The 25996-nt window shown below is 57.0% G+C and carries 18 protein-coding genes and 2 pseudogenes; 7 read left to right on the plus strand and 13 right to left on the minus strand.

Going from position 1 to position 25996, the window contains the following annotated elements; all coding sequences use genetic code 11:
- The first annotated feature begins 857 nt into the window (after positions 1 to 857).
- Together ACFQEV_RS01360 and ACFQEV_RS01365 are read left to right on the plus strand one after the other, a co-directional pair.
- The gene (locus tag ACFQEV_RS01360; RefSeq protein WP_379692107.1) at positions 858 to 1736 is read left to right on the plus strand and encodes a hypothetical protein; all 879 of its coding nucleotides are present in this window, start codon (positions 858 to 860) and stop codon (positions 1734 to 1736) included.
- A gap of 335 nt (positions 1737 to 2071) precedes the next feature.
- Positions 2072 to 2725 (plus strand): ribonuclease HI family protein, encoded by a 654-nt coding sequence (locus ACFQEV_RS01365; RefSeq protein WP_379692108.1) that lies wholly within the window; start codon positions 2072 to 2074, stop codon positions 2723 to 2725.
- Between the two features lie 96 nt (positions 2726 to 2821).
- Here the strand turns inward: ACFQEV_RS01365 and ACFQEV_RS01370 are convergent, their stop codons facing one another.
- Complete coding sequence (locus ACFQEV_RS01370; RefSeq protein ID WP_379692109.1) at positions 2822 to 3976, minus strand: methionine synthase; 1155 nt, start codon at positions 3974 to 3976, stop codon at positions 2822 to 2824.
- A gap of 435 nt (positions 3977 to 4411) precedes the next feature.
- Between ACFQEV_RS01370 and ACFQEV_RS01375 the strand changes: the two genes are divergently transcribed.
- A complete protein-coding gene (locus ACFQEV_RS01375) occupies positions 4412 to 4711 on the plus strand; it encodes a PadR family transcriptional regulator (protein WP_379692110.1) in 300 nt (99 codons plus the stop codon).
- 109 nt (positions 4712 to 4820) lie between these two features.
- On the opposite strand, the gene ACFQEV_RS01380 is transcribed toward ACFQEV_RS01375, so the two are convergent.
- The 5 genes from ACFQEV_RS01380 to ACFQEV_RS01400 all read right to left on the minus strand — a co-directional run bounded on the left by ACFQEV_RS01380 (position 4821) and on the right by ACFQEV_RS01400 (position 10270).
- A complete protein-coding gene (locus ACFQEV_RS01380; protein ID WP_379692111.1) occupies positions 4821 to 5072 on the minus strand; it encodes a helix-turn-helix transcriptional regulator in 252 nt (83 codons plus the stop codon).
- 874 nt (positions 5073 to 5946) lie between these two features.
- Positions 5947 to 6258 carry a DUF7521 family protein gene (locus ACFQEV_RS01385; RefSeq protein ID WP_379692112.1) on the minus strand — a complete coding sequence of 104 codons (312 nt, stop codon included), beginning with the start codon at positions 6256 to 6258 and terminating at the stop codon, positions 5947 to 5949.
- Between the two features lies 1 nt (position 6259).
- The gene (locus tag ACFQEV_RS01390) at positions 6260 to 6631 is read right to left on the minus strand and encodes a helix-turn-helix domain-containing protein (RefSeq protein ID WP_379692113.1); all 372 of its coding nucleotides are present in this window, start codon (positions 6629 to 6631) and stop codon (positions 6260 to 6262) included.
- Between the two features lie 299 nt (positions 6632 to 6930).
- Complete coding sequence (locus tag ACFQEV_RS01395) at positions 6931 to 8115, minus strand: LolA family protein (RefSeq protein ID WP_379692114.1); 1185 nt, start codon at positions 8113 to 8115, stop codon at positions 6931 to 6933.
- A gap of 745 nt (positions 8116 to 8860) precedes the next feature.
- On the minus strand, positions 8861 to 10270 hold the full coding sequence (locus ACFQEV_RS01400) for an SLC13 family permease (protein ID WP_379692115.1): 1410 nt from the start codon (positions 10268 to 10270) through the stop codon (positions 8861 to 8863).
- A 314-nt stretch (positions 10271 to 10584) separates the two neighbouring features.
- On the opposite strand from ACFQEV_RS01400, the gene ACFQEV_RS01405 reads away from it, so the two are divergent.
- Both ACFQEV_RS01405 and ACFQEV_RS01410 read left to right on the plus strand, forming a co-directional pair.
- On the plus strand, positions 10585 to 10710 hold the full coding sequence (locus tag ACFQEV_RS01405; protein WP_379692116.1) for a hypothetical protein: 126 nt from the start codon (positions 10585 to 10587) through the stop codon (positions 10708 to 10710).
- A gap of 2 nt (positions 10711 to 10712) precedes the next feature.
- Entirely contained in the window at positions 10713 to 13853 is a 3141-nt protein-coding gene (locus ACFQEV_RS01410) for an FAD-binding and (Fe-S)-binding domain-containing protein (RefSeq protein WP_379692117.1), read from the plus strand.
- A 480-nt stretch (positions 13854 to 14333) separates the two neighbouring features.
- Here the strand turns inward: ACFQEV_RS01410 and ACFQEV_RS01415 are convergent.
- A pseudogene (locus tag ACFQEV_RS01415) lies at positions 14334 to 15260 on the minus strand (transposase); the annotation flags it as partial.
- A 65-nt stretch (positions 15261 to 15325) separates the two neighbouring features.
- Positions 15326 to 16141: a hypothetical protein gene (locus tag ACFQEV_RS01420; RefSeq protein WP_379692118.1), complete on the minus strand. Its 816-nt coding sequence runs from the start codon at positions 16139 to 16141 to the stop codon at positions 15326 to 15328.
- Positions 16142 to 16281: 140 nt separating this feature from the next.
- On the opposite strand from ACFQEV_RS01420, the gene ACFQEV_RS01425 reads away from it, so the two are divergent.
- A complete protein-coding gene (locus tag ACFQEV_RS01425; RefSeq protein ID WP_379692119.1) occupies positions 16282 to 16491 on the plus strand; it encodes a hypothetical protein in 210 nt (69 codons plus the stop codon).
- Between the two features lie 230 nt (positions 16492 to 16721).
- Here ACFQEV_RS01425 and ACFQEV_RS01430 read toward each other — a convergent pair.
- The 3 genes and pseudogenes from ACFQEV_RS01430 to ACFQEV_RS01440 form a co-directional block, all read right to left on the minus strand.
- Positions 16722 to 16871: pseudogene (locus ACFQEV_RS01430) on the minus strand (IS6 family transposase); the annotation flags it as partial.
- Between the two features lie 282 nt (positions 16872 to 17153).
- Positions 17154 to 18038 (minus strand): DUF8054 domain-containing protein, encoded by an 885-nt coding sequence (locus ACFQEV_RS01435; protein ID WP_379692120.1) that lies wholly within the window; start codon positions 18036 to 18038, stop codon positions 17154 to 17156.
- Positions 18039 to 19064: 1026 nt separating this feature from the next.
- Positions 19065 to 19943 (minus strand): DUF8054 domain-containing protein, encoded by an 879-nt coding sequence (locus ACFQEV_RS01440; protein ID WP_379692121.1) that lies wholly within the window; start codon positions 19941 to 19943, stop codon positions 19065 to 19067.
- Positions 19944 to 20433: 490 nt separating this feature from the next.
- Between ACFQEV_RS01440 and ACFQEV_RS01445 the strand changes: the two genes are divergently transcribed.
- Positions 20434 to 21405 carry a hypothetical protein gene (locus ACFQEV_RS01445; protein ID WP_379692122.1) on the plus strand — a complete coding sequence of 324 codons (972 nt, stop codon included), beginning with the start codon at positions 20434 to 20436 and terminating at the stop codon, positions 21403 to 21405.
- Positions 21406 to 22412: 1007 nt separating this feature from the next.
- Here the strand turns inward: ACFQEV_RS01445 and ACFQEV_RS01450 are convergent.
- Positions 22413 to 23426 (minus strand): hypothetical protein, encoded by a 1014-nt coding sequence (locus ACFQEV_RS01450; protein ID WP_379692123.1) that lies wholly within the window; start codon positions 23424 to 23426, stop codon positions 22413 to 22415.
- Between the two features lie 518 nt (positions 23427 to 23944).
- A complete protein-coding gene (locus ACFQEV_RS01455; RefSeq protein ID WP_379692124.1) occupies positions 23945 to 25984 on the minus strand; it encodes an FAD-dependent oxidoreductase in 2040 nt (679 codons plus the stop codon).
- Positions 25985 to 25996: the final 12 nt, after the last annotated feature.

Below are 25996 nucleotides of genomic sequence, written 5' to 3' on the forward strand. Positions count from 1 at the left end.
GGATAACCGTATATACCTTCACCGATGCCTCCGGGCGGGAACCGGCGTCGTAGCGTTCAGACGCCTTCCAACCGCTAGTTGCCGTGACAAGATCGGAGCTCTCCGAGACGGCGAAACGGGCGGGACTCCGTCGGCCGCGGAAAGTCGACAGTTCCTCTCGGAACGTACACCCGGTGGCGGCGTACGCGCCGTTCCCACTAGTTGGAGCATCGGTACGGAGCGGATACTATCCAGATACTAACACATTAATCCGTCCTGTACGCTCTATTTCGCACGGGAATCCCTATTCTTCGCGTGGAAATACTTGCGAAAAGATTGAACGGACGGCCGAGTCGGGCGAGGCGAACCGAACCGTGGCCGACGGTGGCGTGCGAACGGACGCACTTGCCGTGATTCGGGGATACGACGAGGAGGCGACCATTGGAAGTGTCGTCCGCGAAGCGCACACCGTCACGGAGGAGGGCCTACACGGCGTCGATCTCCCGCTTAGCGGTGGTATCTCGCTGGCATTCCGATCGACTTGCCGGTTTCGTTGTCAGAATCATCAGCATTTTCCTTCCCGGCGCGGTTCCCTCCTACCTTCTTCTTCGGATTATCGCGCAGCGACGACTTGCGGAGTGCGGTAGAGACGACGCTCACAGAACCGATCTGTGAAGGGGTAGTACAGGCAAGTTCTCGGTCGCTTGGCATCCCGCTTCTGATAACTGGTAGGCTTCGTTGACTGGAGTTGGCGACGCTGATGACGCCCCATTTGGAGATATGTGGAGCTTGAGACCGACCTGAGACGCTACACACGCGGGCTTTGGCTACGACAATTCATCAACACGTTCTAATCAGAAGGTAGAGATAGCCTAGATATGCCCTCCCCAGATGGACCCTCCACAAAGAACCAGGCGTTAGTGACTGCGCTTCAGTGGGGTCTGGTTCAGACGTTCGTCCTCGATACGCTCGGTCGACTTCTCCGAAACTATTACCGCGCATCGACGGACGCGTTCTTTCCACCTGATTGGGTGGCATCAATTCAATTTGCGGCCCCGCTGGGTCTCCTCGTTGGCAGCATTAGTGGCTATCGGTGGGTGACTAGCGGTCGAGCCGCGACGTTGGCGTCGGCGCATCGTAACCGTGTGGTATTCGTCGGGTCGCTTCTCGCAGGCTGGACGCTCGCTATCGTCCCGACAATGGCATTCCAATGGCTCCTCGGAGACCAATTGTTCTCGACGCCGTACTTCGTCCTCCCAACTCTCACGGCGGTTGCGGTCTTCGTCGGCTCGTACCTACTCGCCTATCGAGTCGACCCGAAGTGGTACCGTCGTCATCGGACCCAACTCCTCGGCGCGGTCAAAGGTGCGTTTACTGGGCTGGTGATGGGATTCATCGGGTTCATCGCATACGCTGGATATCTCGCTGCAACTCAAACGAACTATAGTATCAGTGGTGGGCCTGGGATCGTCGTGGCCGTGGGTCTCGGGGCAATTGCCGGCTATCTCCTGACTGATACGGAACGTAGCGGAGACCGCTCTACAGAATTTGTTGTCCTTTTGATTTTGTTCGTTCTCACATTTAGTCTCGTCACGACCCTCGGTATGGTCATACTCGGGGTCGTTGGGGTGCCACTGTTCGGATTTTCTTCGTCATTCATCTTGCCTCTCATCCCACTCGTCTTAGCGCTCGCACTGGCCGGTTACTTGGCGTACGGAGTTCGGACGACGTTCTATCAACGATTCGTCGGTCGGTAGTCAACGGCTGAGCACCGGCGCTGTTGAAATCTTTAGTCAGTAACGACTTGTCGGGTGTACTGACTAGAACACACGAATCGGTCCCCGGCCCAGTACTGGACGCGGCCTACATACGTCGGTGAATACAGCGTCTATATCCAGCAGGCCGTTCGTATCAGCCGCTGAGAAACGCAAGGGGGCCAACTGATTCAGAACGGCCCGCCACCGGCAACCACCTGAAGAGATTATCCCGCTCGACCACCGAGAACCCGTATGCAGTGGTGTGACCAGCCTACGAGAGTAACCGGGAGCGAGGATGTGAGCGCCCAGAACCGATGTCCGAAGAGGGGAGTAGCGTGACCGACGACACCCTCCCGGCCGAACACCTCTCGCCGCTCGCAACGCTCGTCGACGAGGTACTCGCGGGGGTCGGCTACGAGGTGGCGGCCGCCACCGACGTCATCGACGATGCCGTCCCCGGCTACGGCGGTCTCTTCGATCCCGCGACCACCCCGGACGAGTTGCGTCGCGCGCTCGAAAGCCTGCTGGAGTCGGGACTCAGCCGGCCACCGATCTCTGAGCCAACGAGCGACGCGTTCGTCCTCTACGTCGACGGCAGTTCGCGCGGCAACCCCGGCCCCGCAGGTGCGGGCGCTGTCATCATGGACGCCGCGGAGGACCAACTCGCGCGTCTCGGCCGACCCGTCGGCTCCCGGACGGGGAACAACACCGCCGAGTACGTCGCCCTCCAACTCGGCCTCTCCGAACTGTTGGCTCGCTACGAGCCACGCAGGCTGGAAGTGCGCATCGATTCGATGACGGTCATCCGAGACGTCTGGGGCGGCGACGACCCGACGGAACCGGGCGTCGAGACGTACAGCGAGGCCGTCACGGCGGCACTATCGAGCATCCCGGAGCACCGATACACGCATCTGGCCGACAGCGACCCGAACCCCGCCGACGCACTAGCGACAGTGGGTGCCGATATCGCAGCCTTTGGGCCTGAATAGGAGCGTTGCGCCGCTTAAAATCCGAAATCCCGGCACCGTGGAAATCCTCAGAAATGAATAGAATCACGTACCGACTATACCTCTGTAGAGCGTCGGTCAGTAGAGACGCTCGGTCGCGATTTCGGCACCCTCGACGAGCGCCTCCAGCTTCGCCCACGCGATTTCGGGGTCGACCATCCCGAGTCCGGCCTGCGTGCCGAAGCCGCAGTCCGGCGCGGCGACGAGCGGCGTCGAGTCGTCGACTGCGTCGGCGACCCGCCCTAAGCGGTCCGCGATAGTCTCCGGGTGGTCGACGATGTTCGTCTTGACGTCGACGACGCCCGGGATCAGCGTCCACCCGTCAGGAACCGGCTGCTCGGCGAACGCGCGGTATTCATGCTGGTGGCGGGGATTGGCCTGCTCGACGCTGAGTCCGGTAATGTCTGCCTCGTAAATCACCGGCAGCATCTCGACTAAGTCGGTGTCGAGGTGGTGGGGACCCTCGTAGCTCCCCCAACAGGTGTGCAGTCGGACCTGTTCGGCAGGGACGTTCGACAGCGCTTCGTTGAGTGCCTCGACGTGGAGTCGCGTGGCTTCCTTGACCTCCGCTAGGGGTTCGTCGGCGTACGCCGCCGTGTGGCCGACGGTGAGGAGTTCTGGCGCGTCGATCTGAAGCGTCATCCCGGTTTCGGCGACGAGTTCGTACTCCTCGGCCATCGCGTCCGCGACGGCGAAGAGGAACTCCTCGTAGGAGTCGTAGTACTCGTTGACGTGCGTGGCGGTGACGACGCTGGGCGACGCCGAGGTTACGAACGTCTCCGTGAATTCGGCGTCGACCGCTGTGAGCGCGGCGCGGAACTCCTCGAGTTCAGCCTCAGCCTCGTCGTGGCCGGTGTACTCGACGGATCCGGTAACGACGGGTTGCATCGAGAGGTCGATAACGTCCGTCTTGAACGTCTCCGTAGCGTAGTCGGGGAACTCCTGGAGGTCCGCCCAGAGTTCCTGTTCGCGCTTGCCGTCGATACCGCTGAGGCGGTCCGCGACGTACCAGTTGAACGAGACACGGGATTGCTCGCCGTTGTTAGCGACATCGAGACCGACCTCGGCCTGACGCTCGACGACATCGCGCGTGGCATCCTCGACGGTCGCATCCCACTCGTCGGCGTCGATGTCCTCACCGTCCTGGCGCTTCTTCAGAAGATCGAGTAGTTCCGGCGGTCGGGGGAGGCTACCGATGTGCGTCGTACGAATTCGCTCGTCGTTCGCAGTCATGGGTACTCGTGTGAGTAATACGCCCGAGCAGAAAATATAACTCACGGTATTTGGGTTACGATCTCAGCTACCGTTTATGAGCGCTTCTCTCACCCAGCGAAGACCGGGCACGAGGAGGTGTCTAATAGTCCGAAGTCAACCGCTGTCGATGCCATCGACGCCACGGAATCGAGCAGCACACCACCATCGACGGTGCGGATGGTTGGAGCAGTGATTCGGCGATTTCTCGGAAACGCGGGGCTCTTTGATGTACCGGGCCTCCAAAGTGAGAGCAGTACTGTATCCTATACTGTCACGTAGCGTATCGGTATACACCGTTGCTCTCTTGCAGGAGTCTTTACCACTCACTTGCGAAATTCCGTATTCTATGATACACTGGAAAGTAAGGAATATTGGGCAGATGATTTTTTATCATGTCCGTTGATTTACCTCTGTATGACGGAGCAGGTGTTCAACCTCACTGGCTTCCAGCGTGACCTTCTGACCGTGATCGCTGGCCTCGATGAGCCGTCGGGACAGGAAGTGAAAGAGGAGATGGAGAAGTACCACGACGATATCAACCACGGTCGCCTCTACCCGAACCTCGATACGCTCGTCGAAGAGGGCTACGTAGAGAAAGGGCAACTCGATCGGCGGACGAACTACTATGAAGTGTCCGACCGAGGGGAGCAGGCGCTCCTCAACCGACGCCAGTGGACGAACTCGATTGTTCCAGAACTCAGTACGAACTCGTAATCCGACGGTACACCCTTCGAGCGGCCTCGTTCGGTCCGTTTAGAGAGGGGACTGCTAGTACTCAGTGGAGCGCTACTTGGAACCTTCAGCCGCTGAGATACTCGGCTTCCTACTCCTGACGAGCGGTGATTTCGCGGTTCCCCCTTCCGGTCAGGGTGTAGTAGTTCGTTCGCTTGTCACGCTCACCTTTCTCGATCAGCCCTTTCTCTACGAGGGTGTCGAGATTCGGATACAGACGTCCGTGGTGTACTTCCTTTTCGTAGTAGTCCTCCATCTCCTCCTTGATCGAGAGACCGTGCGGCTCGCCGAGACCCGCAACGACGAGTAATAGATCACGTTGGAACCCGGTGAGATCGTACATCCAACGAATCTGATTACTCAGGTAATATAACTATACCCCTCGTTCTCTATTGTGAGAATGTATCTTCAACTGGAGAAGAGAGCAAGAAGCGGATTTCACACAGGAGACCCGCTGTTCTAATAGTTCAGTTTATCACCTTCCTGAGAGGTAAGGCGTTCACAGGAGCGCGTCTCAGCGACGATTCCGTCCAACCCTCCGCTTGCAAGACCGGTACGACGGCGATGACCGGTACCGTCTCACTCCTTGGATAGGTCGGCGGTGACAAACAGGTCGCAGAGGCATCAACGGAGAACCAAACATTGGCTGTTGGACAAGCCGTATTCGACCAAGTGCGTGGTAACCCACCAGAAGGCTTTACTTCCGCTGTGCTTGGCTGACCTATATCCCCCTCGCGGTAGTTGTTCCTCGTAAAGACGACTTACCCCAACTCGTCGTCTATTTCATCTCCTTAGACCGATGGATCCGTCACACCAAACGCAGAGAGACTGTCCGCACCCCAGATCCGAGAATCGTCCATCTCATGGTCTTATTGACGACCTTGTGAGGGCTGCAGATTCGATGTGGAGTGAGTATCCGAATATCCCAGATCGTGCTAACCGAGGCTAACTAATGATTCAGACCCTCCGGCAACTCCTCCGGCGTTCACGAACCGAAGACCGACTCTACGAGTGTCGCCACTGCGGAACGATCGTTTCTTCAACTACCGATGTGTGTCCGGTTTGCGATTCGCACGAGATCGGACGCCACGATCTCTCCTGAGGCGACGAGAGTAGTTCTCTGTATTCGACTCGACGGATGAAATCTACGGGGACTTCGGCAGAGCGGTCCGTCGAACAGACGGGAGAGAACCCATCCGCGGTTCCGTGCGAGCGGGCTACCCCCGCGAATGTAACGAGTAGGCGATAAGCAGCACTCCGAGGAACTGAAACAGCCGCGTTATGAGCGTAAGCGGTTGCTGGTACTGCAGACCGAGGTACCCCTCGCGGAGGAGAAACGAGCCGACGAAGGCGATACCGAACGCGACGGCCGTGAGGAAAAACAGCCCCAGAGAGAGCGCTTGCATCGTTCGGCTGTCGTGGCGGCGATACCCGCGGTAGGCCTGATATCCCACGTAGCTACCGACGAGCGTCGACCCGAGGGCGAGCGCAATGATCGCCCAGTCGATGAGGGTTGCCACGGAGACCATCTCAGAGGTCCTCCCACATCTTCGTGAAGCGGTCGGCGGTGTCGCTCTCCTGTTCGCCGGGGAACGATTCGGTGTCGGTGCGCGTCACGGCCGCCTCGAAGGAGCCTGTCTCCAACGTGATAGAGACCTCGGACAGCGTGGCCGTGTAGACGCTGTAGTGGTTGTTACTGGTCCGTATCTTGGTCTGTTCGTCGAGGAGCCCGTACGTTTGTAATCGTTTCACCCGGCGATAGACCGTCGGTTTGGACATCTCACATTCGTCGACAAGCTGTTGTGCGGACATTGGTTTGATACTCGTCGCTGCGAGGATGTCTCGGGCGTACTCGTCGCTGAGGACATCGAGAAGATCATCCAGCGCAGGATCCTCACTCACGTTTCGGTCGAATAACTGCCTGATGGATTAATAAGACCCGCTGGTTCTGAACACCGACGGTCGTAGCGACCAGTTCTAGAAGTACCGCGGGGTTGTGGGGGCAGTACCGCGATACTTTGGAAGGGCAGATACGTCAACGGAGACTGCGATGGGATGAATCGTGCTGTCAGAGGGCACATCCCCAGACTTCGGGCGTGGGGGCACGTCGTCAGTTCGTCTGAACCCATCGCACTTCGATCGACGGGCCGTTACAAGATATAAAAGGGGGACGAGTTTCTGACCCAGAAACTCGCGCGGTCTCAGGCGGGACAGCCCACCGACCGGCCGACTTCGATCAGACGGTCCGTTTCGACGCCGTTCCCCCGGACGGTGTAGCCGTACCCGTTGCAGTTCCACGAGAGCGATGTGCTCGACCCGTAGTCGAGGGTCGCCGGCCGGCCGTCGAGCGTCACTTCGTGTTCGTCGGGGTCGATGTCGAGGGTGTAGTTGAACTTCGCAACTGTGAGTTCGCGTCCCTCCGAGGCGTAGCGGAGTCCGACCCCGTCAATGCGGCCGGTCGTTCGCGTCGCGTACACCAGTTCAAACGCGGGCGGTACGGTCGGATCCGGCACCGAGAGCGAACTCTGCGCCTCCAAGGCGGTGCTGCTTCGGTACCACTCCGTGCTCGGGACGTCCGGCCGCCGTACTGTCGTGTTGGCGTCTAGTTCGGGTCGGAACGCGCCCGCCGGCACCTGCGCGTCGAACGTCACGTTCGTGTACGTTGTCGTTACCGACCGCCGGGCGCCGTCGGCAGTCCACGCCGTCTGCTTGCGCAGCGGATAGAACCGTTCGGTGTCGACCCACAGTCGCTGTCTGTAGTGCGCCTCGCTCCGATTGGTCGCGGGGACGATGTCGAGCACGTACGTCTCCTGCCCGCCGACGGTATCGGTCTCGACGAATTCGACGGCGTAACTACGGTTCTCGTCCACGTCGGGGGCGACACCGGTCTGTCGCGGTAAGACGGGCAACGGCGACACGCCGATGGATTGCGGCCGGCCCGTGTCGTCGGTCAGCCCCGCGGCCGCGACGATCTGTTGGATCCGGGTAGCCGTGTGCGACTGGGTCGGTGGTCCCGTCAGCGTGACGGCGGTTACGGCGTCTCGGTCGGTATCGTGGAGCCAGAGCGTCGACCCGTTCGAGACCTGCAGTTCGTACCGCCGGTCCGACGCGTTTTCGAAGCGGATCCGTTTCCGGTCGGTACCCGGAACGAGCGTGACGGTGGCGACGTTCCGAGATGTGACGGTGCCGTTAGTCTGCATCGTGACCGTCTGCGTTCCAGTCAGCGCGTCGATGGAGCGGTAGCGCTCGGTCACGTTAGCGTCGACTGAGGGGCTCGTGTTTCCTATCGCACCCCCTGACGCCCAGAGAGCTGCGAGAAGCACGACGCCAAGGAGCAAGAACGCGACGAGTGTACGTCGGTTGATTCGGAGTGGAGGGCGGGCCATACTAGTAGCACGCTCAGTGAGGCTTTGAATACGTGTCGGATAGTAGATGTTTAAATACTTATGGACATTCGTCGCCGGAATTCAGCCGGAGTTCCTCGTCAAACGCACTAGTAACGAGGTATCTACGAGAACGCTTGTGACGAGTCGATACTCTCTTTGAGCCGTTGCCACTCGTTTCGACCGTACGAATCGTAGAATTTCTGGATATCGTCGACGGATTCCCTCATTCTCATCAACGCCTTATCGTGCGGCAGACACAATTCTGGCGGTGTTTTCGGATACAACCGTCCGTTCAATACAACAGTGCTGACTGATTTACCACATACAAATATTCTGAAATAACCACACCGGAATCATCCTCCGAGGTTGTAGACCCGCGCACAACAGAAGGTAGTATATCGATATAGGATATAGGAGAACCGAACCAAGTCGTCGAGGACCACGATATCGATTCTTACACGCCCGAGAGTGAGACGAATTACGTCGAAAACAGTCTCGTGAGACGTGAATGACTCCGTTCGGGATCCGACACCACCGGCGTCTTCCCCGAAGCGACGACTTGTGATTTAATCGACGAGTGTTCCGGCATTCGTCGCTGAGCCCTTCATTACACCCCTATTAGAGTAATGGAACACCGTAACTATTTCCGACACCGGACGCTCACAGTTCTCTTCTATATCCACGCTTCGTCCGAATCTCCCAGGAGGAACGAGTCGCCGATCCGGAAGGCGTCGGAGGCGGGCGGTCAGAAGAAGAGGACGAACACGCCGATCTGAATCGGGACGAGGAGCAGGAGCGTCCCGAGAGCGATTGCGCTCGACGTTCGCACCAATTCCACGCCGTCTACGACGCCCATCCCGAGGATGGCGACGAGGACGGCCGACTGGTAGGGGAAGAAGTACGTGTTGAGTGCTACGGCCTCCATCATCGCGACCGGAACCAGCGGAACGCCGGCACTCGCCGCGAAGGACATGAGAACCGGTGTGAGGACGCTGGCGACGGCCAACCCCTCCATCACCAGCGCGAGCAGTTGCGAAACCACGACCACGAACCCGAGTATCACCGGGAGCGACGCGTCGCTCGGAAGATACGAGAGGAGTTCCCTCGCGGCGAGGTCGGTGAACCCGATCCGTCGGAGGCCCTCGGCGATAGCGAATATCGCCCCGAAGAAGAAGAGAATCGAGAAGTCGGCCTCGGCGACGGCGTCGGCGTCCACGACGCCGATTCGCGGCGCGAACGCCAGCAACACGACCGCGAGCGCACCGAACAGCGGGTGCAGGCCGTGGAGGAAGTCCGTCGCCCAGATGGCCACGCCGACGAGCAGAAATCCGAGCATCCGCATCTCGTCGGCCGATGCGGTGACGCTCTCGGTCCGTTCGGGGGCGACGACGGCGTCCCGGTCGCGCGGGCGATAGAGGAGGTACGTGACGCCGACGACCAACAGGACGCGTCCGACGCCCATCACGGGGCCGAGCCACCGCAGCCACTCGGTCCACGAGATGGCCGGTCCGCCGCTCGACTCGACCAGTCCGGTCACGATGATGTTCGCCAGCGACCCCGTCAGCACGCCGGAGGAGCCGTAAAACGTCGCGAATAGCGGTCCGAGGAAGATGCCGACCTTCGCGCGGCGTTCGGTGAACACGTCGCCGAGCGAGAGTAAGATGGGGCCGAGGATGAGCACTCGAACGAGCGCCGAGGGAATTAGGACCGCGAGCGCGAGGCTGGCGAAGCAAAAGTAGACGAGCAGATACCGAAACGCGACCACGGCGTCGGTCAGAATCCGGTCGGGCATCCGGTCGCGGGTGAACGCCTCGACCAGCTCCGCGAGTCCGCTCTGGCGGGCCGCCTCTCCGACGAGGATGCCGACGGCGACCAGCCACGTCGCCGGCGACCGAAAGCCCGTCAGCGCCAACTCCGTCGAGAACGCGACGCCGACGAGTCCGATACAGACGAGCGCCGTGAACCACGGTTCGACGGGGGACCGTATCCAGAGGGCGACGCAGAACACGGTGATAGCGAGCATGAGGGACGCATCATCCGCCAGCGGAGCGAATCGGAGAATCCCCCCGGCCGCGAGCAGACCCGCGGGGACCGAGAGCCACGCGGGGTCCAGATCGGCGAGTTCGACCGCGACCCGACGCGTTCCGTCCGGCATCGTGATTCGGTGGTCACGGTCGAGCGCATTTACTCTATCGAACGGACTTCTCGACGCGGACTCCCGCCGACCGACTCGGTCTGGCGATCTGAGCGACTCGTCGCGACGAACGAGGGCGAGAGACAACCGTTCGTACTGGCGTCGATGTTCTCACCGCGTACGCCCTCGTCCGAGGGAGCGTCCGTCCGAAACCCTATTCGGGCGATATCGGGCCGTAAATCGCTCACTGCGACGGAATAACGACGTGACAAATTCGGCCGAAGGAGCGTTATTTTGGGTAATGTTTATGACGGACGGAGCGGGAAATCTACGCAATGATGCAACCCGACGGGCAGGCGGGCGACGGCACGACTGCGTTCGACGAGCGAAGGCGGTCTCAGGTCCGTCGAGCGCCGTCTCGTCGCCGGACGCGCGAGGATCCGTTCGGGGTGGGCAACTGAGGATGACTGCGAGTTCTCACACCCGATTCGACGCGGGGGACGGCACCGACGACGCGACGACCGACCGTCGGGCGACGTACGACTTCGTCGACGACGACGTGGCCCGGCCGGCGGTCGTAGACGACATCGGAGAACGCGTCGAGGGCGACGTCCGATTCGACGCGTACACGCGCCAACTGTACGCGACGGACGCGAGCGCGTACGAGATGACGCCCATCGGGGTCGTCTTCCCGAAATCGACCGAGGACGTCGCTACGACGGTCGCGTACTGCGCGGAGCGAGAGATTCCGGTCCTCCCTCGCGGCGGCGGGACGAGCCTCGCGGGGCAGGCGGTCAACGAGGCCGTCGTCCTCGATTTCACCCGCCACATGGACGATATCGTCTCCATCGACCCCGGCGAGCGACGGGCCCGCGTCGAGGCCGGAGCGGTGCTTGGCGAACTCAACGAGTCGCTCGCGTCGCACGGACTGAAGTTCGCGCCCGACCCTGCTGCGGGTGATCGCAGCGCCATCGGCGGCGCTATCGGAAACAACTCGACGGGCGCACACTCGCTGAAGTACGGGAAGACCGACGCCTACGTCGAGGAGTGCGAAGTCGTGTTGGCCGACGGGACGGTCGAAACGCTGGGCGAGACGCCCGTTTCCGAACTCCGCGCGGACGCCGACCGGGAGGGGTCGCTCCTCGAACGGGTGTACGCGGAAGTCGTCCGAGTCATCGACGAGGAGGGCGACGAGGTTCGCGAGCGCTTCCCCGAACTGAAGCGCAACGTCTCCGGGTACAACTTCGACGTCCTCGTCGAGGAGGCCGAAACCGGGACGGTCAACCTCGCACGCTTGCTCGCGGGGAGCGAAGGGACGCTGGCCGTCGTCACGGAGGCGGAGGTGTCGCTCGAACCCGTCCCGGAGACGAAGGCGGTGTCGCTGCTGTTCTACGAGAGCGTCCTCGACGCCGTGACCGACGTCCAGTACGTCCTCGAACACGACCCGGCGGCGGTCGAACTCGTCGACGACGTGCTACTCGGGTTGGCCCGGGAGACGACCGAGTTCGAGGAGGCGGCGTCGCTCGTGCCGGACGAAGCCCAAGCGGCATTGCTCGTCGAGTTCTACGCCGAGGACGACGACCACGGCCGCGAACGTACCGCCGGCCTCCTCGCGGACAGGGTACCGGGGACCGACACCGAGGCGACGCCGCCCGAGGACCGGCCGGCCATAGAGGAGACCATCGCGTTCGCCGGGTTGGAGGCCCACGAGGAGGGCGAACGGAAGATGTTCTGGACGCTCCGGAAGGCCGGGCTCCCGATTCTCCTCTCGCGGACGTCCGACGAGAAGCACATCAGCTTCATCGAGGACTGCGCGATTCCGCCCGAACACCTCCCCGAGTTCGTCGAACGCTTCCAGTCGCTCCTCACGGAGAAGGGGCACGACGCGGACGCGGCGTTCTACGCGCACGCCGGACCGGGCGTCCTCCACGTTCGACCCCTCGTCGACACGAAGGCCGCCGAGGACCGCGAGGATATGGTGGCCATCGCCGACGCGGTGACGGACATGGTCGTCGAGTTCGGTGGGTCGGTCTCGGGCGAACACGGCGACGGCCACGCCCGCACCCAGTGGAACCGCAAACTGTATGGTGACGACCTGTGGCGGGCGTTCCGCGATCTGAAGTCGGCGTTCGACCCGGACTGGTTGCTCAACCCGGGGAACGTCTGCGGCGATCACGACATGACCGAGAACCTGCGGTACGACGGCGAGTACGAGTACGACGCCGGGTTCGACCCCTCGCTGAACTGGGAGAACGAGAACGGCATGCGGGGGATGGTCGAACTCTGCCACGGGTGCGGCGGATGCCGCGGGTCGCAGGAGACGACGGGCGGCGTGATGTGTCCGACGTACAGGGCCGCCGACGAGGAGATTACGGCGACGCGCGGCCGGGCGAACCTCCTCAGGCAGGCGATGAGCGGCGACCTGCCCGACGACCCGACAGACGACGAGTTCGCCGAGGAGGTTCTCGACCTCTGTATCGGCTGTAAGGGCTGCAAGCGGGACTGTCCGAGCGGCGTCGACATGGCGAAACTGAAAACCGAGGTGATGCACGAACGGCATCAGGAACGCGGCGCGAGCTTCCGAGACAAGCTGTTCGCCAACTTCGACACGCTGGCCGCGGTCGGAAGCGCCCTCGCGCCGGTGTCGAACCTCCTGCAGTCGCTCCCCGGCGCGGGCGCGATAGCCGAGAAGACGGTCGGGATAGCCAGCGAGCGGTCGCTCCCCGAGTTCCGTCGGGAGACGCTTCGGGACTGGTTCGAAGAGCGAGGCGGCTGCGCCGCCTCGGAAAAGCGAGCGGCGAAGGCGCGAGCAGAGCGAGGCGGCCCGCGCACCGCCGAGGCGGCGGCCGAACGGAGGGCCGTTCTCTTCGCGGACACGTACACGAACTACAGTCACCCCGAAGTCGGGAAGGCGGCGGTGCGCGTCCTCGAATCGGCGGGCGTCCGCGTGGACGTGGCCGACCGGACCGACAGCGGTCGGCCGGCGCTGTCGAAGGGGTTCGTGGACGCCGCGCGCGACGCCGTCGAGGCGAACGCGGCGGAACTCGAACCGCGCGTCCGCGAGGGGTGGGACGTGGTCGTGGTCGAACCGTCCGACGCCGTGATGTTCCAGTCGGACGCCCTCGACCTGAGTTCCGACGCGGCAGTCGAGTCCGTCGCCGCGAACGCCTACGGACTCTGCGAGTATCTGGACGCCTTCCGACTCGACGAGAACGTCGCGTGGGCGGCGCCCGACGAATCGGTCGCCTACCACGGACACTGCCACCAGAAGGCGGAGAAGAAGGACCATCACGCTGTCGGCGTCCTCCGTCGCGCCGGCTACGACGTCGAGCCCCTCGATTCGGGCTGTTGCGGGATGGCCGGAACCTTCGGGTACGAGGCCGAGCACTACTCGCTGAGCCGGTCTATCGGCGACATCCTCTTCGACCAGATAGCGGACAGCGGTGCCGGCGTCGTCACCGCGCCGGGGACGTCCTGTCGCACCCAACTCGGCGACGGCGGAATAGAACCCGTCCCCGCCGACAGTTCGCTCGCCGGGACCGCTCTCGACCGCGAGGAACCCCCGACGCCGGCGGAACTGCTCGCCCACGCCCTCCCTCGCTGATCGGAAGTCGGCGTTCGGGGCGGGCGGTTTCGAATTCGGCGCACACTGAAGCAGTGGTCGTGTTCTCGGGCGATATCTCTCGATGGACGCCTCCTCTGTCCGCGGAAGCGCCGTCTGTCGGTAGAGGGCGCCGACCCTGCCGAATCCACTTGGGCTTATTGTTCTAAGCGCAAGTGGAATGTGTCGAGCCTCGAACAGCCAACACAGGACCGCTACCTCACGAAATCAGCACATTCTACTAAGATCCCAACTAAATAAACCACATGAAGCTATACGTAATCCAAATATTTGGAAGTAGAGACTACAGTGGGTATAGCAGGGATGTGATGCGTGGTTTCGACTGAATCAACGAGCGGAAACTGCTTCAAATCGCTCTCTGGACGGTCATTCTTATTATATTTCCAACCAGACGGGCGAATCTCCTCGACTCCCGACAGTGTTACCACTCAGACGCTGCGGAAACCCTGACTAAAACGTTTATTATCCGATTCCTGTTTCCTTCTTCAGTAGCGTCAGTGTATTGTCGGCTGTCAAGAGTGGCGAATGCTCGTATTCTCCGGTCAATTCGACCTGCACGAGCAACTCGATCGCGCGCAAGATCGAGTACAGCAGACACGCAAACGCGACGTAGAAGAACCACAGCCCGAAATTCTTCGAGGTTGTCGCGGCCATAAACCGTTTGATCGACTTGTAGCCGCTCTCGATTCTCCACCGATAACCATACTCAGTAAGGTGCCCGCTGCCTCGGTTCGTCATGAACACCGAGTACTGCTGGTGGTCATCGTGTTCGGAGTTCTCCTTTCGACGATATGTCAGCGTCGTCTCGTGCCATTCGTTCTTGTCGAGGTGGAGCCTCTGGTCGGTCTCGTAGTGGTCCCGACTCTGTTGGAGCAGCCGCTTGGCCTGGGCCTTCTCGCTGGTCTGCATCCGCTTCGGAACGACGTAAGAGAGCCCGCGTTGGCTGATCATCTCCAAGACATGCTGGCTATCGAACTCCTGGTCCATCAGCACGTTATCGACGTGAACGAGTTCCTCAGCCGAATTGAGCAAGTCTTCGACGATTTCCAGTCGTGTCTCCCCCTTTCGGACGGGGCGCGCGTCCAGCACGACTGGGACGGCATTGCCGACCAGCTGGACCGTCGCCCATTGATAGGCATATTCGTCGGTTTGCTCTTTTGTCCCGATGATTTCGTCCTTATGGCCCGTTCTATCGCCCGTGAAAGGGTCAGCCTCAATAATGTCGATGGCGACGATACCGGCGCGGAAGAACTCCTCTATCTCTGCGACCTTGTCGAGGAGATGCCGGATCACCTGCCAGTACATCTCTCGAATCCGTTCGATAGAGAGGTCTCGAATGTGGTCGCAGTGGGCGTACCCGAGTGGTGTTCGTTCCCGGGTTGACTCGTAGGTGATTAGGATCTATTAGAGACCATCCGTGAAAACAAGTTAGATTCTATAATTTAATCTTGGTTCTATGGTGCGCGACAACCGGTGTCATTGTATCGACTATGACGGTACTGGGAACGAGTTACACAGACGTACCGAGTTGAACAGTTGTCTCCAAGATGGCAAGTAAATGGTGAAAGACTGGTTGTTCCAAGCGAACCGAAGCACACCAAACAGCTCGCTTTCGTGATGTCAATTGTACCGCATCCTAAACAAGTGCCAAGCGAAATTACTCCCATGAACACGAGCTGGCCAATACACTCGAGATTATATGAGTCACAAACATAAGATCTACATTCTCTATAACAGCCATCTGAGGCCGCTATTGAGATCCCATTCTCCTCCTCTGAAGCTTTTTTTACCACTCCGTCTCCCGACACAGACGTGACACTATTCAACACATCTGTAACATCCTTGCTTTCAGACACTATTTCTCCAGAATCATTAACAGTATAGACTGTTTGAGTATATTTTTTGCCGTCGTTGTCGAATTCGCTTGAATAATAGTAAAGTGTTGTTTCCAGATCAGCTGACGATTCCCACCCCATGAAGACATTCTCTTCTCTATTTGCAGAGGTTTCGAATCCGACAGTCACCGAAACTTTCTCTACATCTGGACCAACAGTCTTGACGGCTCGAGCCTCACCCATGTTTGGTTGCCATTCCTGCTTTCTAGCGAAGCGTAGAAGCTCCCGAACTTGGGGGTTCTCGTTAAATTGTGCAATAGCCTTCTCCCGCTCATCACCTTTTAGTTGTTCAAACTCCCAGTTATTCCCATCACTGTCGGTTCCAACAGCGGTAGTACTACCGAGTACACTTATGCTAAGCGATGCAGTTGCCATACTTCTTAGTATTTCACGTCTGTTAGGACGCATATAGACACATTATTGTTCAATGTATATAGATGTTTTCATGCTGACAGTAAGGTGACCAGATATATGTGTATGAAAGATTTAATATTGTGGCGTGCATTGTCTAGTACATGACTGAGGATATCGTTGACTGGGCTAGTTCAAATCGTCGACTTGCAATATTTTCAGTAGTAGCCTTACTCTACATATCGTTCTTAACAGGCTACAACTTAGTGATGGGGAGATATAATAATCAGATTTTGACAGCGATACAGCTACTACTATCGTTGGTGTTGCTCCTCTACATTTCCTTTGGAGTTATAAATTCTAGAGTGAAATGAGCATAAACGGTGACGGAGGGGACCTCATAGGAGCAGTAGGACGAATTTGATGGGTTGTGTTCACACCGAATTTCTCTTGGGAAATTATGTTACAGCTGAACAGACTTCCAAAGCACTAGAGATACGTAGATCTGCGAATACCTCGATCTCTTGTTTTCCATCGACTATCCGTACTCCCTGATTACGAGGAGAACCGGATTCACTAGTTTGCCATGCGAGAACTGTCGTGTTTAATTTGGAGCACTGGACCAGGCAGCAAATGCTTGGAGCCAGTGTTCAGCGGTTTGAGGCTCTACGTGGCTGAAATAGTTTGAGAACGAGGAGGTGCGCCGTTTGAGTTCACAGAAAATTCGCTCGATAGCGTTCCGATTTCCATGTCGACTTCCTAATCAACCCAGTCCCAATCTCCTGTGGGCAGTCGATTTCTGCCAAGAATCAGCAAGAAATCACACCGCCTCACTCTTCATCCTTAACTAACCACGGCCCTTGAAACGGGGGAAGCTATTGAACAGCATCTCCACGGCCGATTCGAGAAGCTGCGTGGCAAACTCGGCACCGGGATAATTTTCATCTGATAGCCCACTACATACCGATTCAAGCGTGGCTGGTGATTCCAATAGAGCTACCGAAGCTATACTAAAAACTGGTTCGAGTGTGTTGTACTATACTTCGTTCAATTGCTGCTCGAAGAGTCGCTCTCCTGTTTTATCACAGGATACTGTGATTACCTCGTGAGAGGAGCAGCATGATTCTACTGTTTCTTGGCTTATACTTACCGAACCCTCACTGCCTGGACATCGCTCTAAGAACAATCGAAGCCCATTGAGGATCTGCCCTCTCTGTGCCGGTACAAGGTTATCCCATTCATCGGACCACTCTTCCAATACGCGTGCGGCTCCAACGTCCGCTAAGAGCGCTCCCTGAGAAGGCCACTGCCCGATAGTCTGTGAACCAGTTACTAACGCCCAAGCTTCTCCATACTGCTCTATTTCGAACGTTTCACCCTCCATCTGGACTCCAAGGATGGAAACAGCTTCATCCACGTCTAGATCCTTCTCAGTTAAATCGACTATCTCTGCATTCCACCGTTTGCTGTAGCTCTCACTAATACAGAGATCATCGCGGTTCTCACAGGGCTCGAGAACATCCTCGGTGAGCAGGAAATCATGAGGATCAATTTCCTCGGTTGACGTCTCCGAATCAGAGGTCATTGCTTTCGATGGCTGTTCATTTGCACTCGTTGTCTCACTTGGTACACTGCCAAGGCCACCTCGAGTTTCCAACTCTGGTTCCTTGCCGAACCAACGAAGGACAGCCGATGGGAGATACCGCTTCGTTAGCGTTGGCGTTCCGGGGACCAAGTACCCCCGGAGATAGATCAGACCAACTGAGGCTCCAAACGCCGCCGCACCTCCGAGTTTTGATTTCCGAGCGATAGCAGATCCGGCGATCCCTGCGATGACTAAATTCAGTACTGTACACGGTTCACACCGGTTTTCATCAGTATATTCTGGTTGATGGAGTATCTCAACTATGTCTACCTTCATACAAGGTGCAAAAGGCATGACTGGATAATCATTCTTTGGATGGGGTATCCGGCTCAGGATAGAACCGTCCCATCTACGCTCTTCAGTATCTCAACTTCGAGCCGTGTGCTGATCAAGACGATCTCTGCCTCACGGAGAAATCTAGCTCTGTTTCGTGTGGCGCCTCAATTCGTCTGCCAACGCGCCACTTGTTCCCCAACAGGTTCCGTCCTCATAAATCAAAAATTGCGGTCGCACCTATGGTCCTAAATTTGTTAGACGTGATGCTGTGTCCCTCTCAGTTCCGTCGTCTTCTACCGATTGCAATGAGATTCCAGTTATACCGGAATATAAGAATTCGAATTATATTTTCTACCGTTACAGTAATAGTACTGTAACGCCAGAGGCTCAGACAATCGCATAAGCCATATTAAAGGATGAAACTGATGCGTGCCTTGCATACAGCCAAAATTTGTTAGAAAATCGGTAGTAAGCGTGTTCGGAAATGTCTCAATCAGTCAGGGCATTTGGTGTGGTTCAGACGGTCATGTCAGGACCGACCCCGACTACCCCGCCATGTCGGATTCCAGTCGAATTAGAGCCTCATCCTACCTATAGAATATCCCGGAGTTACAATAATAGAACTGTAATGGTCGCCTGCTCAGATTTATTGAAATAGCTACAATCAATTTAGTCGCACAGATAGGAGAATCGAGAAAGTTCGACCTGTCGCCAGGTGTAACGGTAATCAGTGACTTCCCTTGGCGAAGAAATGGAGTACTAGACTACCATCTCGTTTCGAGGTTCATCTGGTGGTGACCAGTAGAGCCTATCCTGAAATCCGCACTCTAAGGAGGATCAGGAGAGCTACAGAATAGATGGGCGATCAGAGCTGGCATCGAAGTGATCTGGTTTTCTCTTTTCGTCTGTCCACTATCATAACCCCATCAACCGTCGCAGTCTTAGTTTCTAATTTTGAAGGTGCTGAATGCCAAGGCAAATTGAGGTAGGACGAAAAATCGTGCTGACTTCGACTAGGTCTCAGGTCTACTCAAGGGGCTGCTCAAAGAGTCGTTCTCCTGTTTCATCACAAGAATACGTAATTACCTCGTAGGAGGAACAACACGATTCCACCGTCTTCTGATTCAAGCTTACAGGCCCTTTACTGCCAGGACAATGTTCCAAAAATAGCCGAAGTCCAGTGAGGATCTGTCCTTTCTGGGATGAAGCAAGCTCATTCCATTGGTCAGACCGCTTATCCAGTACGTGCGCAGCCGCGATGTCGGCGAGGAGTGCTGCATGAGAAGGCCATTGTCCGAGAATCTGTGAATCGGATACTAATGTCCAGGCGTCTCCGTACTGCTCAATTTCGAACGAGTCTCCTTTCGCCTCTAGTTCAAGAGCCGAAGCTCCCTTACCCCCATCCAGATTCTCGGTAGCCAACTCTACCATCTTCTCGTTCCATTCTTCTTTAAATATCTCTGTGAGACAGAGATCGTCCTGGTCAGTACATGGCTTAAGGATCCTCTCTGTGAGTAGGTATTTGTGGGGATCAATCTTTTCAGTCATAGTACCCGGGTCATGGGATGCTACCTGCGATGACTGACTATTCGTGTTATTCGTAGGTGCGGATGCTGTGTTGAGGCCGTTCAGCGTCTCGAATTCGAGTTCTTTACCAAACCATCGAAGTACTGCTTGTGGAAGGTACTGCTTTGTTAATCTAGGTGTTCCAGGAACAAGATATCCACAAAGATAGATTAGTCCTACTGAGACACCAAAGGTAGTGACACCTCCAATCTTCGATTTCCAGGCAATTGCCGAACTAAAAAGTCCTGCAATGATTAAGTTCAATACTGTGCAAGGTTCGCATCGATTTTCACCGGTATATTCTGGCTGACGAAGTATTCTGATTATGTCCACCTTCATCAAGATGAGAAATCGATTAGTTGGATAATTATTCTTTCGATGACTATACTGCCGTTGAACACAATGGACATCACCCAACGCTCACAACGAGCGCTTGCAGTGGTGACCGTCAGGATCTATTTGCTTAATTGATTATGGTTTAGTAGGACTCAACGAAGAAATATCACCAGTACATTTATACAATGAAGCCCCCCTGAGAGTAATAGGAGCTATCGACAATATATGGATGAAGTGACGAAATTTACTGTTGCTGCAACGCTGGCGATGATCATTGCGTATCTCGTGTTCCTTCCTCTTTTGGTACCGGGACCCTTCCACATTGGAATCTATTACCGTCTAGACTTTGTGCCTTACCTAATTTTTGGATGGATAGTAGTAATGCTTGTATTTACGAGCAGCAAAAACCAATCACCTGACCAGTGATATAACTATTAGATATTTAAATGTAGGATTAGTGATATTTATATTATTATAGAATAACTTCATCTCTATGAGGAAACGAGACCTCCTCAAGGCGATTGGTGTAGCTAGCGCAACAAGTGGGTTTAGCTTAACCGCTCAAGCGGGTGATCTTACTGCAGAAAGCCGAGATACAACGCGGGCAGAGACTGAAAAGTATATTCAAACTAAGCCAGTTCAAAATATCTCAGAAAAAATCGGGACTGGATTCAATATTAGGAAGAGAAATAATGAGAATAAGAGTGGAAAAATTAATCTGGATGAGCAGGCGGAAGAATCTCGAGTAAAGTACGGAGGTGAGACTATAGCCCATGGAATTCGGTATGAAACTAACGTCGGTATCCTTGGGCTGGTAATACAGAACGGCACTGTTGTACAAGCAATTTTAGCAGTTAAGAAGAAGTCCAACAAAGGCTGGATTAAGAAGATTACCAACGCACCACCCGCTAAAGGCAAATCCCAATTTATTATTGGCACGCCTGACACTGCAATGTATGCAAGGACAGCTACGGGGGATGAAGAAGCATTAGTTGCTAAGATTGTTGGTGGAGAGGTTAGTAACGTATCTGTGATTGAAAATGAATCGAATATTTACTACAAAGGTAAAACGGACTCGTCAGTAGTAATTATCGATAGGAGTACTGAAGAGATTTTACACGAAAAACAAATAGGAGCTTCTGTGAGCTCCTCTGATGGGTTCTCAACGATGGCCGCTAAAACGCCAGATTCGTGTAAGGGCGCTCCATTCCATGTCTGCGCATACGACTTGATGGACTCGTCTTTCTATTGTGGTCTAGCAGGGGAGGCTTGTGTCATTACTGGACTAGGTGGTCCGGCACCATTTGTGGCATGTCTCGCTGCAATAGCCTCACTCTGTGGAGGTAGGGTTATGTTAATGAAAATTAGTGGTGCTTGTGAGGAGGTCGCAGAATGTATCGTTGATTACTGTGATCAGTCTATTGCCCCCTGTGGGCCTTCCACCCCCATTTATCCAGTCGCCTAACCAAACAACTAGATTCGAACACAATTTCTTTTTTGTGTTATTATATCTTCATAAGAATTTTTCTCTACTCCGAGATATATAGTGGAGCAATTCATTTTGACAGTACGTTTGAAGATGTGAGAGTGACAGAGTAAGTAATGGACCTGCCGCTAATATTCTACGGCTAAGTCAAAGAAACACTAAGACAGGATTTTGAACGGTTTGGTACTAATCCATTCACATCGCTGTACCTTGTCTTCGATACTATGTGCCCCGACGACACCCCTACTGCCTTCTCCACAAGGATTGTAAGGATATCTGATTTTTGTCGCACGACATCTTGCAGCCATCAACTTCCTGTTGAAAGTCAGTGACGGTAATGAGACAGATTATATGCGACTCTCATAGATAGAGAGTGTGTCGAACTGATTTGCTCAGCACTGATAACACCTGATTAGATCTCTACACTAATGCGGTCCACCTTTTGTGAGTGGTAACGCTCTACGAGACGTATACACCTCCGGCATTAATATTCTGTATAGCGCCATATGGTGTATTAATAGTGTCGGGGTGGGTACACGCTGATTTCAAGGTATAGAGGGGCCCTATGATTAGTATTCGATGTTCAGAGCGTTCCACTTTGGCTTATTATAAGGAAATGTGGAATTGGCGATATCTGGTTCCCCAGTTTTGGCGTCCGAAACGCGCGATATCGTGCAATACAGCGAGATCAAGGACCGAATGAATCCTATGGTGCTATATGAAATGACCGCCACCGGAGGTTCCCAACCTCGGAGGATGGTTTTGATGCATGGCTTATTTCCAGCGTTAGCCGTGTCCTACGCTATGAACGCGGTTTTAGACTTCTGTGAGCTGGAGAGCAGTGGTATTAGCCGCTACAGTAGAGAGCCAGTTTCTATAATTATGATAACACCTACGAAGGCCCAAAGCGGGTACGTGATGAAAGGAGGAAAAGATTGGAATACCGTAGGACGATTCATCGCCAAACCCAGTTACCCGACGGTGGGTTACGAGAGGTCGAAGAGACTCAAATTAGCCGCATCGTCGGAGTCGGTCAATTTCTCGACACCGATCGCAGCGTCGAGTCTATCGTCGGACTCGTAGTACATCCACGGCTGGCCACTCTCGTCTCTTATCAGGAACGGCGAACTACATCGGCCGTTGTCCGGTTCTCCGCTCGTCGCCTGATTGAACGTCCCGAGGTGATTCTCTTTGTCTATGTTCTCGCCCACCTCCGCGACCCATTGGTTACCGTCCGAGGCGTGGAAGGCGAGGCAGTAGGACCCGGCGTATCGGAAGAAGAAGGGACCGGAGACGTTCCCCTCGTGTTCCGGTTGCGGAGTGACGACTTCGTTCGGGTCGACGGTCCAGTTCTTCCCGTCGTCGGACGTCGCGAGTCGAATGTGACGATTCCCGCTCTGGTTATCCATGAAGAACATCGTGTAACTGTTCGACCGGTCGGGAATCGAGTAGTTGTAGACGCGCGCGTAGGAGGTTTCTGACGACCCGGAGTACATCGACGTGTCTACTGCGACGCCGCCGTAGTCGAACGTGGCTCCGTCATCACCTGAGCAGTACCACCATCGGGTCGTGTCGTTGTTACCGTGGGCGTAGAGCAGCACTTTCCCGTATTCGTCGGCGTAGATGGCGTGCGGTGACGAGATGTGAGAGACGCCGCTGAAGTCCGACGGGTCGATGATAGGGTTTCCGGCGTACTCCGACCACGAACCGTCACCGAGCGTGTCCGAGTAGAACAGGGCGACGCCGATCGTCTCACCGTCTTTCGTCTCGGAGGTACCGTGAGGAGCGCAGTACAAGTGGTACTTCCCTAACGGATCGGCGATGTTCGACGTCTCGATGAGGGATGGGAAGATGAACTCGTCTCCTGGAGAGTAACTCTGTGCGCCGGGGTCGAAGGCCAGTCCCTGATTCGAATAGTCGATGTCTGTGACGGAATCACTCTCTGCGAGGTCCGCAGAACCCGGATTGGTATGATCGTACGCAGATGCAACTTCCGTCACCGACGTACCGAGTCCGAGCCCACTTCCAGAGAGGACTCCGAGTGATTGTAACACTGTTCTCCGTTCGAGGTCGAATTTCTCTTGCATGGCTGAGGCTACCTTAGTGGGGCGCTAACACGGCCCACATCTAGAGGTAATCCCTGCCCAGTTAATTCTTTCCCCGTTGACATCTTCCTGGAGGATATCCGTTAACGGTATGCTGTCCACCCGAAGGGCAGGCTCTTCGCCGTCGGCTACACGAAGGGCCTCCTCGAACAGACGCGATGAACGAGGCACCGCCGAGGAGCGACTGAACTGCAACGTTCCGAAGGGCGTCCTCTCCCGCGCAGATAAGTTTCTAAGGCCGCATCAGGATTTTCCGATTCCCCGCTTTCGTCGGTGGCTGTGTCTCGAATACGGACGCGAACGAGCGTAATGGTTGGTATTCGACGAGACAGGCACGGCAAGGGCGTTCCGGCGAGTCGATCGCTGAACCGAATGTGGACGTACTCGTCAGCCGGAGGCTATCAGAGAGGGGTTCACGTCGGACCTGAAGCCTCCGAGTCAACCAGTCTCGAACGTAGGCGTTCGGCGTCCTCGGGCGAGTCCTGCACCTCGGAAACGAGGGCGTCCCAAAGGAGTTGACACGCCTCGCCGCGAGTCAGTTCGTCGTCGCTCTCGCCACTCTCCAGTCCGCCGACATCGTCGAACGCCGACCGAAGCATCTCGACGAACTCTCCCCGCCGTACTGGAGTGGAAGACGCTTCGCTATCCACCGCGGACGCACGCTCGGTCGCATCGTACGCTCCGCCCTCTGCGAGCGCTGCGGCTGCATCGACCCACGTTCTCGCCACCGACGATTCGAGCACGTCGTCGGGACGAGCGTCGTAGGACTCGAAGAACCCCTTCGTCGAGAAGTACTGGACCGCCGGCGCCCACGGTTCGTCCGTCTCCGCGTCGACATCGTTGAAGAACGACAGCGAGTGGTCCGCGACGGCGAGGCGTCGCTGGAGCGCATCCACGTCGAGCGAGGCGGGAGCGACATCGTGTTCGTGTGCGAGCGATGCGGCGAACCCGGCGGCCTCGCCGATGTGCATCCACGTCGGTTCGAGTCTGATGGTCCCGTATGCGACGTGGGTCGACGAGAGCGGAACGGGAACGAGCAGGTTGTCCACGTCCTTCGGGAGGAGCGCACGGTACGGAATCTGGGACGGCCGGGTCACCTGCGACGCGTAGAAGAACCCTTCGGGCTCACCGCCCGCCCGGCGGACGTCGCGGCACGCGTGGGAATCGAGCGGATACTCGGCGTACGCGATGGCGTCGGCGTGCACGGGCGTCCGACTGAGAGCCGGTGCCAATCGAGCGTCTCCTTCGGAGAACGTGTACCGACCGTCGAGACGGCGCGCCTCGCGGACGTAGAACTGCCACGGGAAGTTGTCGTTATCCTCGAACTCGTCGGCGGCGAGTCCCCACTCTCGGGCGTCCGACCGGATTTCGTCCGGAACCTCCTCGTCGTTCTGGAGGAAGTACAGAAGCCCGAGGGCGTGTTCGCGGTGTCTCTCTGCTATCTCGTCGCGCCTCTCCCACGACCCCTCCGGGTAGTCGTAGTTCTCCCCGGGAAGGTCGGCCGCGTTCATGTCGGCTTTGTCGTTCGGGAGGTACCGGAGCGTCAGGTACGACCGGAGGCCCGACTCGCGGACGTGCGGAAGTTCTTCGATGAACTCCTCGCGATCGTAGCTTTCCGGTCGCTCCGGGAGGCGTCGGTTCTCGGGGTCGCGCGCGAGACAGAGCCGATAGTTGTACGCTTGGATGGCGTTATCGCCGCGTCCGTCGCTTCCGGGGAATATCTCCGTCAGCCCTGCCGGATGCGGAACTAAATCGAGGCTCCCGCGGCGCTTCTCCTCCGGAACGTGGAGCGGCCCTCGCCGGTCCATCGGCGCGCTATCGTCCGCGTGTCCGACCGCCTCCCGGGGATAGTACCGGTCACTGCGGATACCGGTGAATATTCGACCGGCGAACTGTTCGTCGTACGCCGACCGCGGTTCGCGGCCCACTCGGTAGGAGACGCCCACTGCAGCCAAGAGGTCACCTTCGTACGTGGCGTCGACGAACACCGACCCCTCGGTGGTGAACGACCGGTCGCCGTCGAACGACTCGAACGTGACCGCGTTCACCGTGTCGTTCGACCGGTCCGCCGAAACGGGGTGATACCCGCGAACGACGGTCAGGTCGTCTTCGTCGTCGACGAACGTCTCGAACGTCTCCTCCGCGACGCGGGGTTCGAAGATGTACCCGTCTTCGCAGTACTCGTACTGTTGGGAGTCTCTCCCGTAGGTCGTCGCGTAGTGTTCTCGAACGGCCTCGAAGAACTCGTCGAGAATCGGCGAGCGAGGTTTCATCACCAGCGTGTCGGTGTAACTCAAGCCTCCCGCCATCATCCCGCCGAGGTGTTGGTTGTACGTTATCAACAGCGTCGGCGCGCCTTCTCGTGCGGCTCGCACCGCAGTCGCGATTCCTCCCGCCGACCCGCCGACGACGACGGTGGCGTACGTTTCTCCCTCTACTGTGTGAGTGTCCATGTTGTACGTCAT

The organism is Halopelagius fulvigenes (assembly GCF_042662625.1).
GTDB classification, from domain to species: domain Archaea; phylum Halobacteriota; class Halobacteria; order Halobacteriales; family Haloferacaceae; genus Halopelagius; species Halopelagius fulvigenes.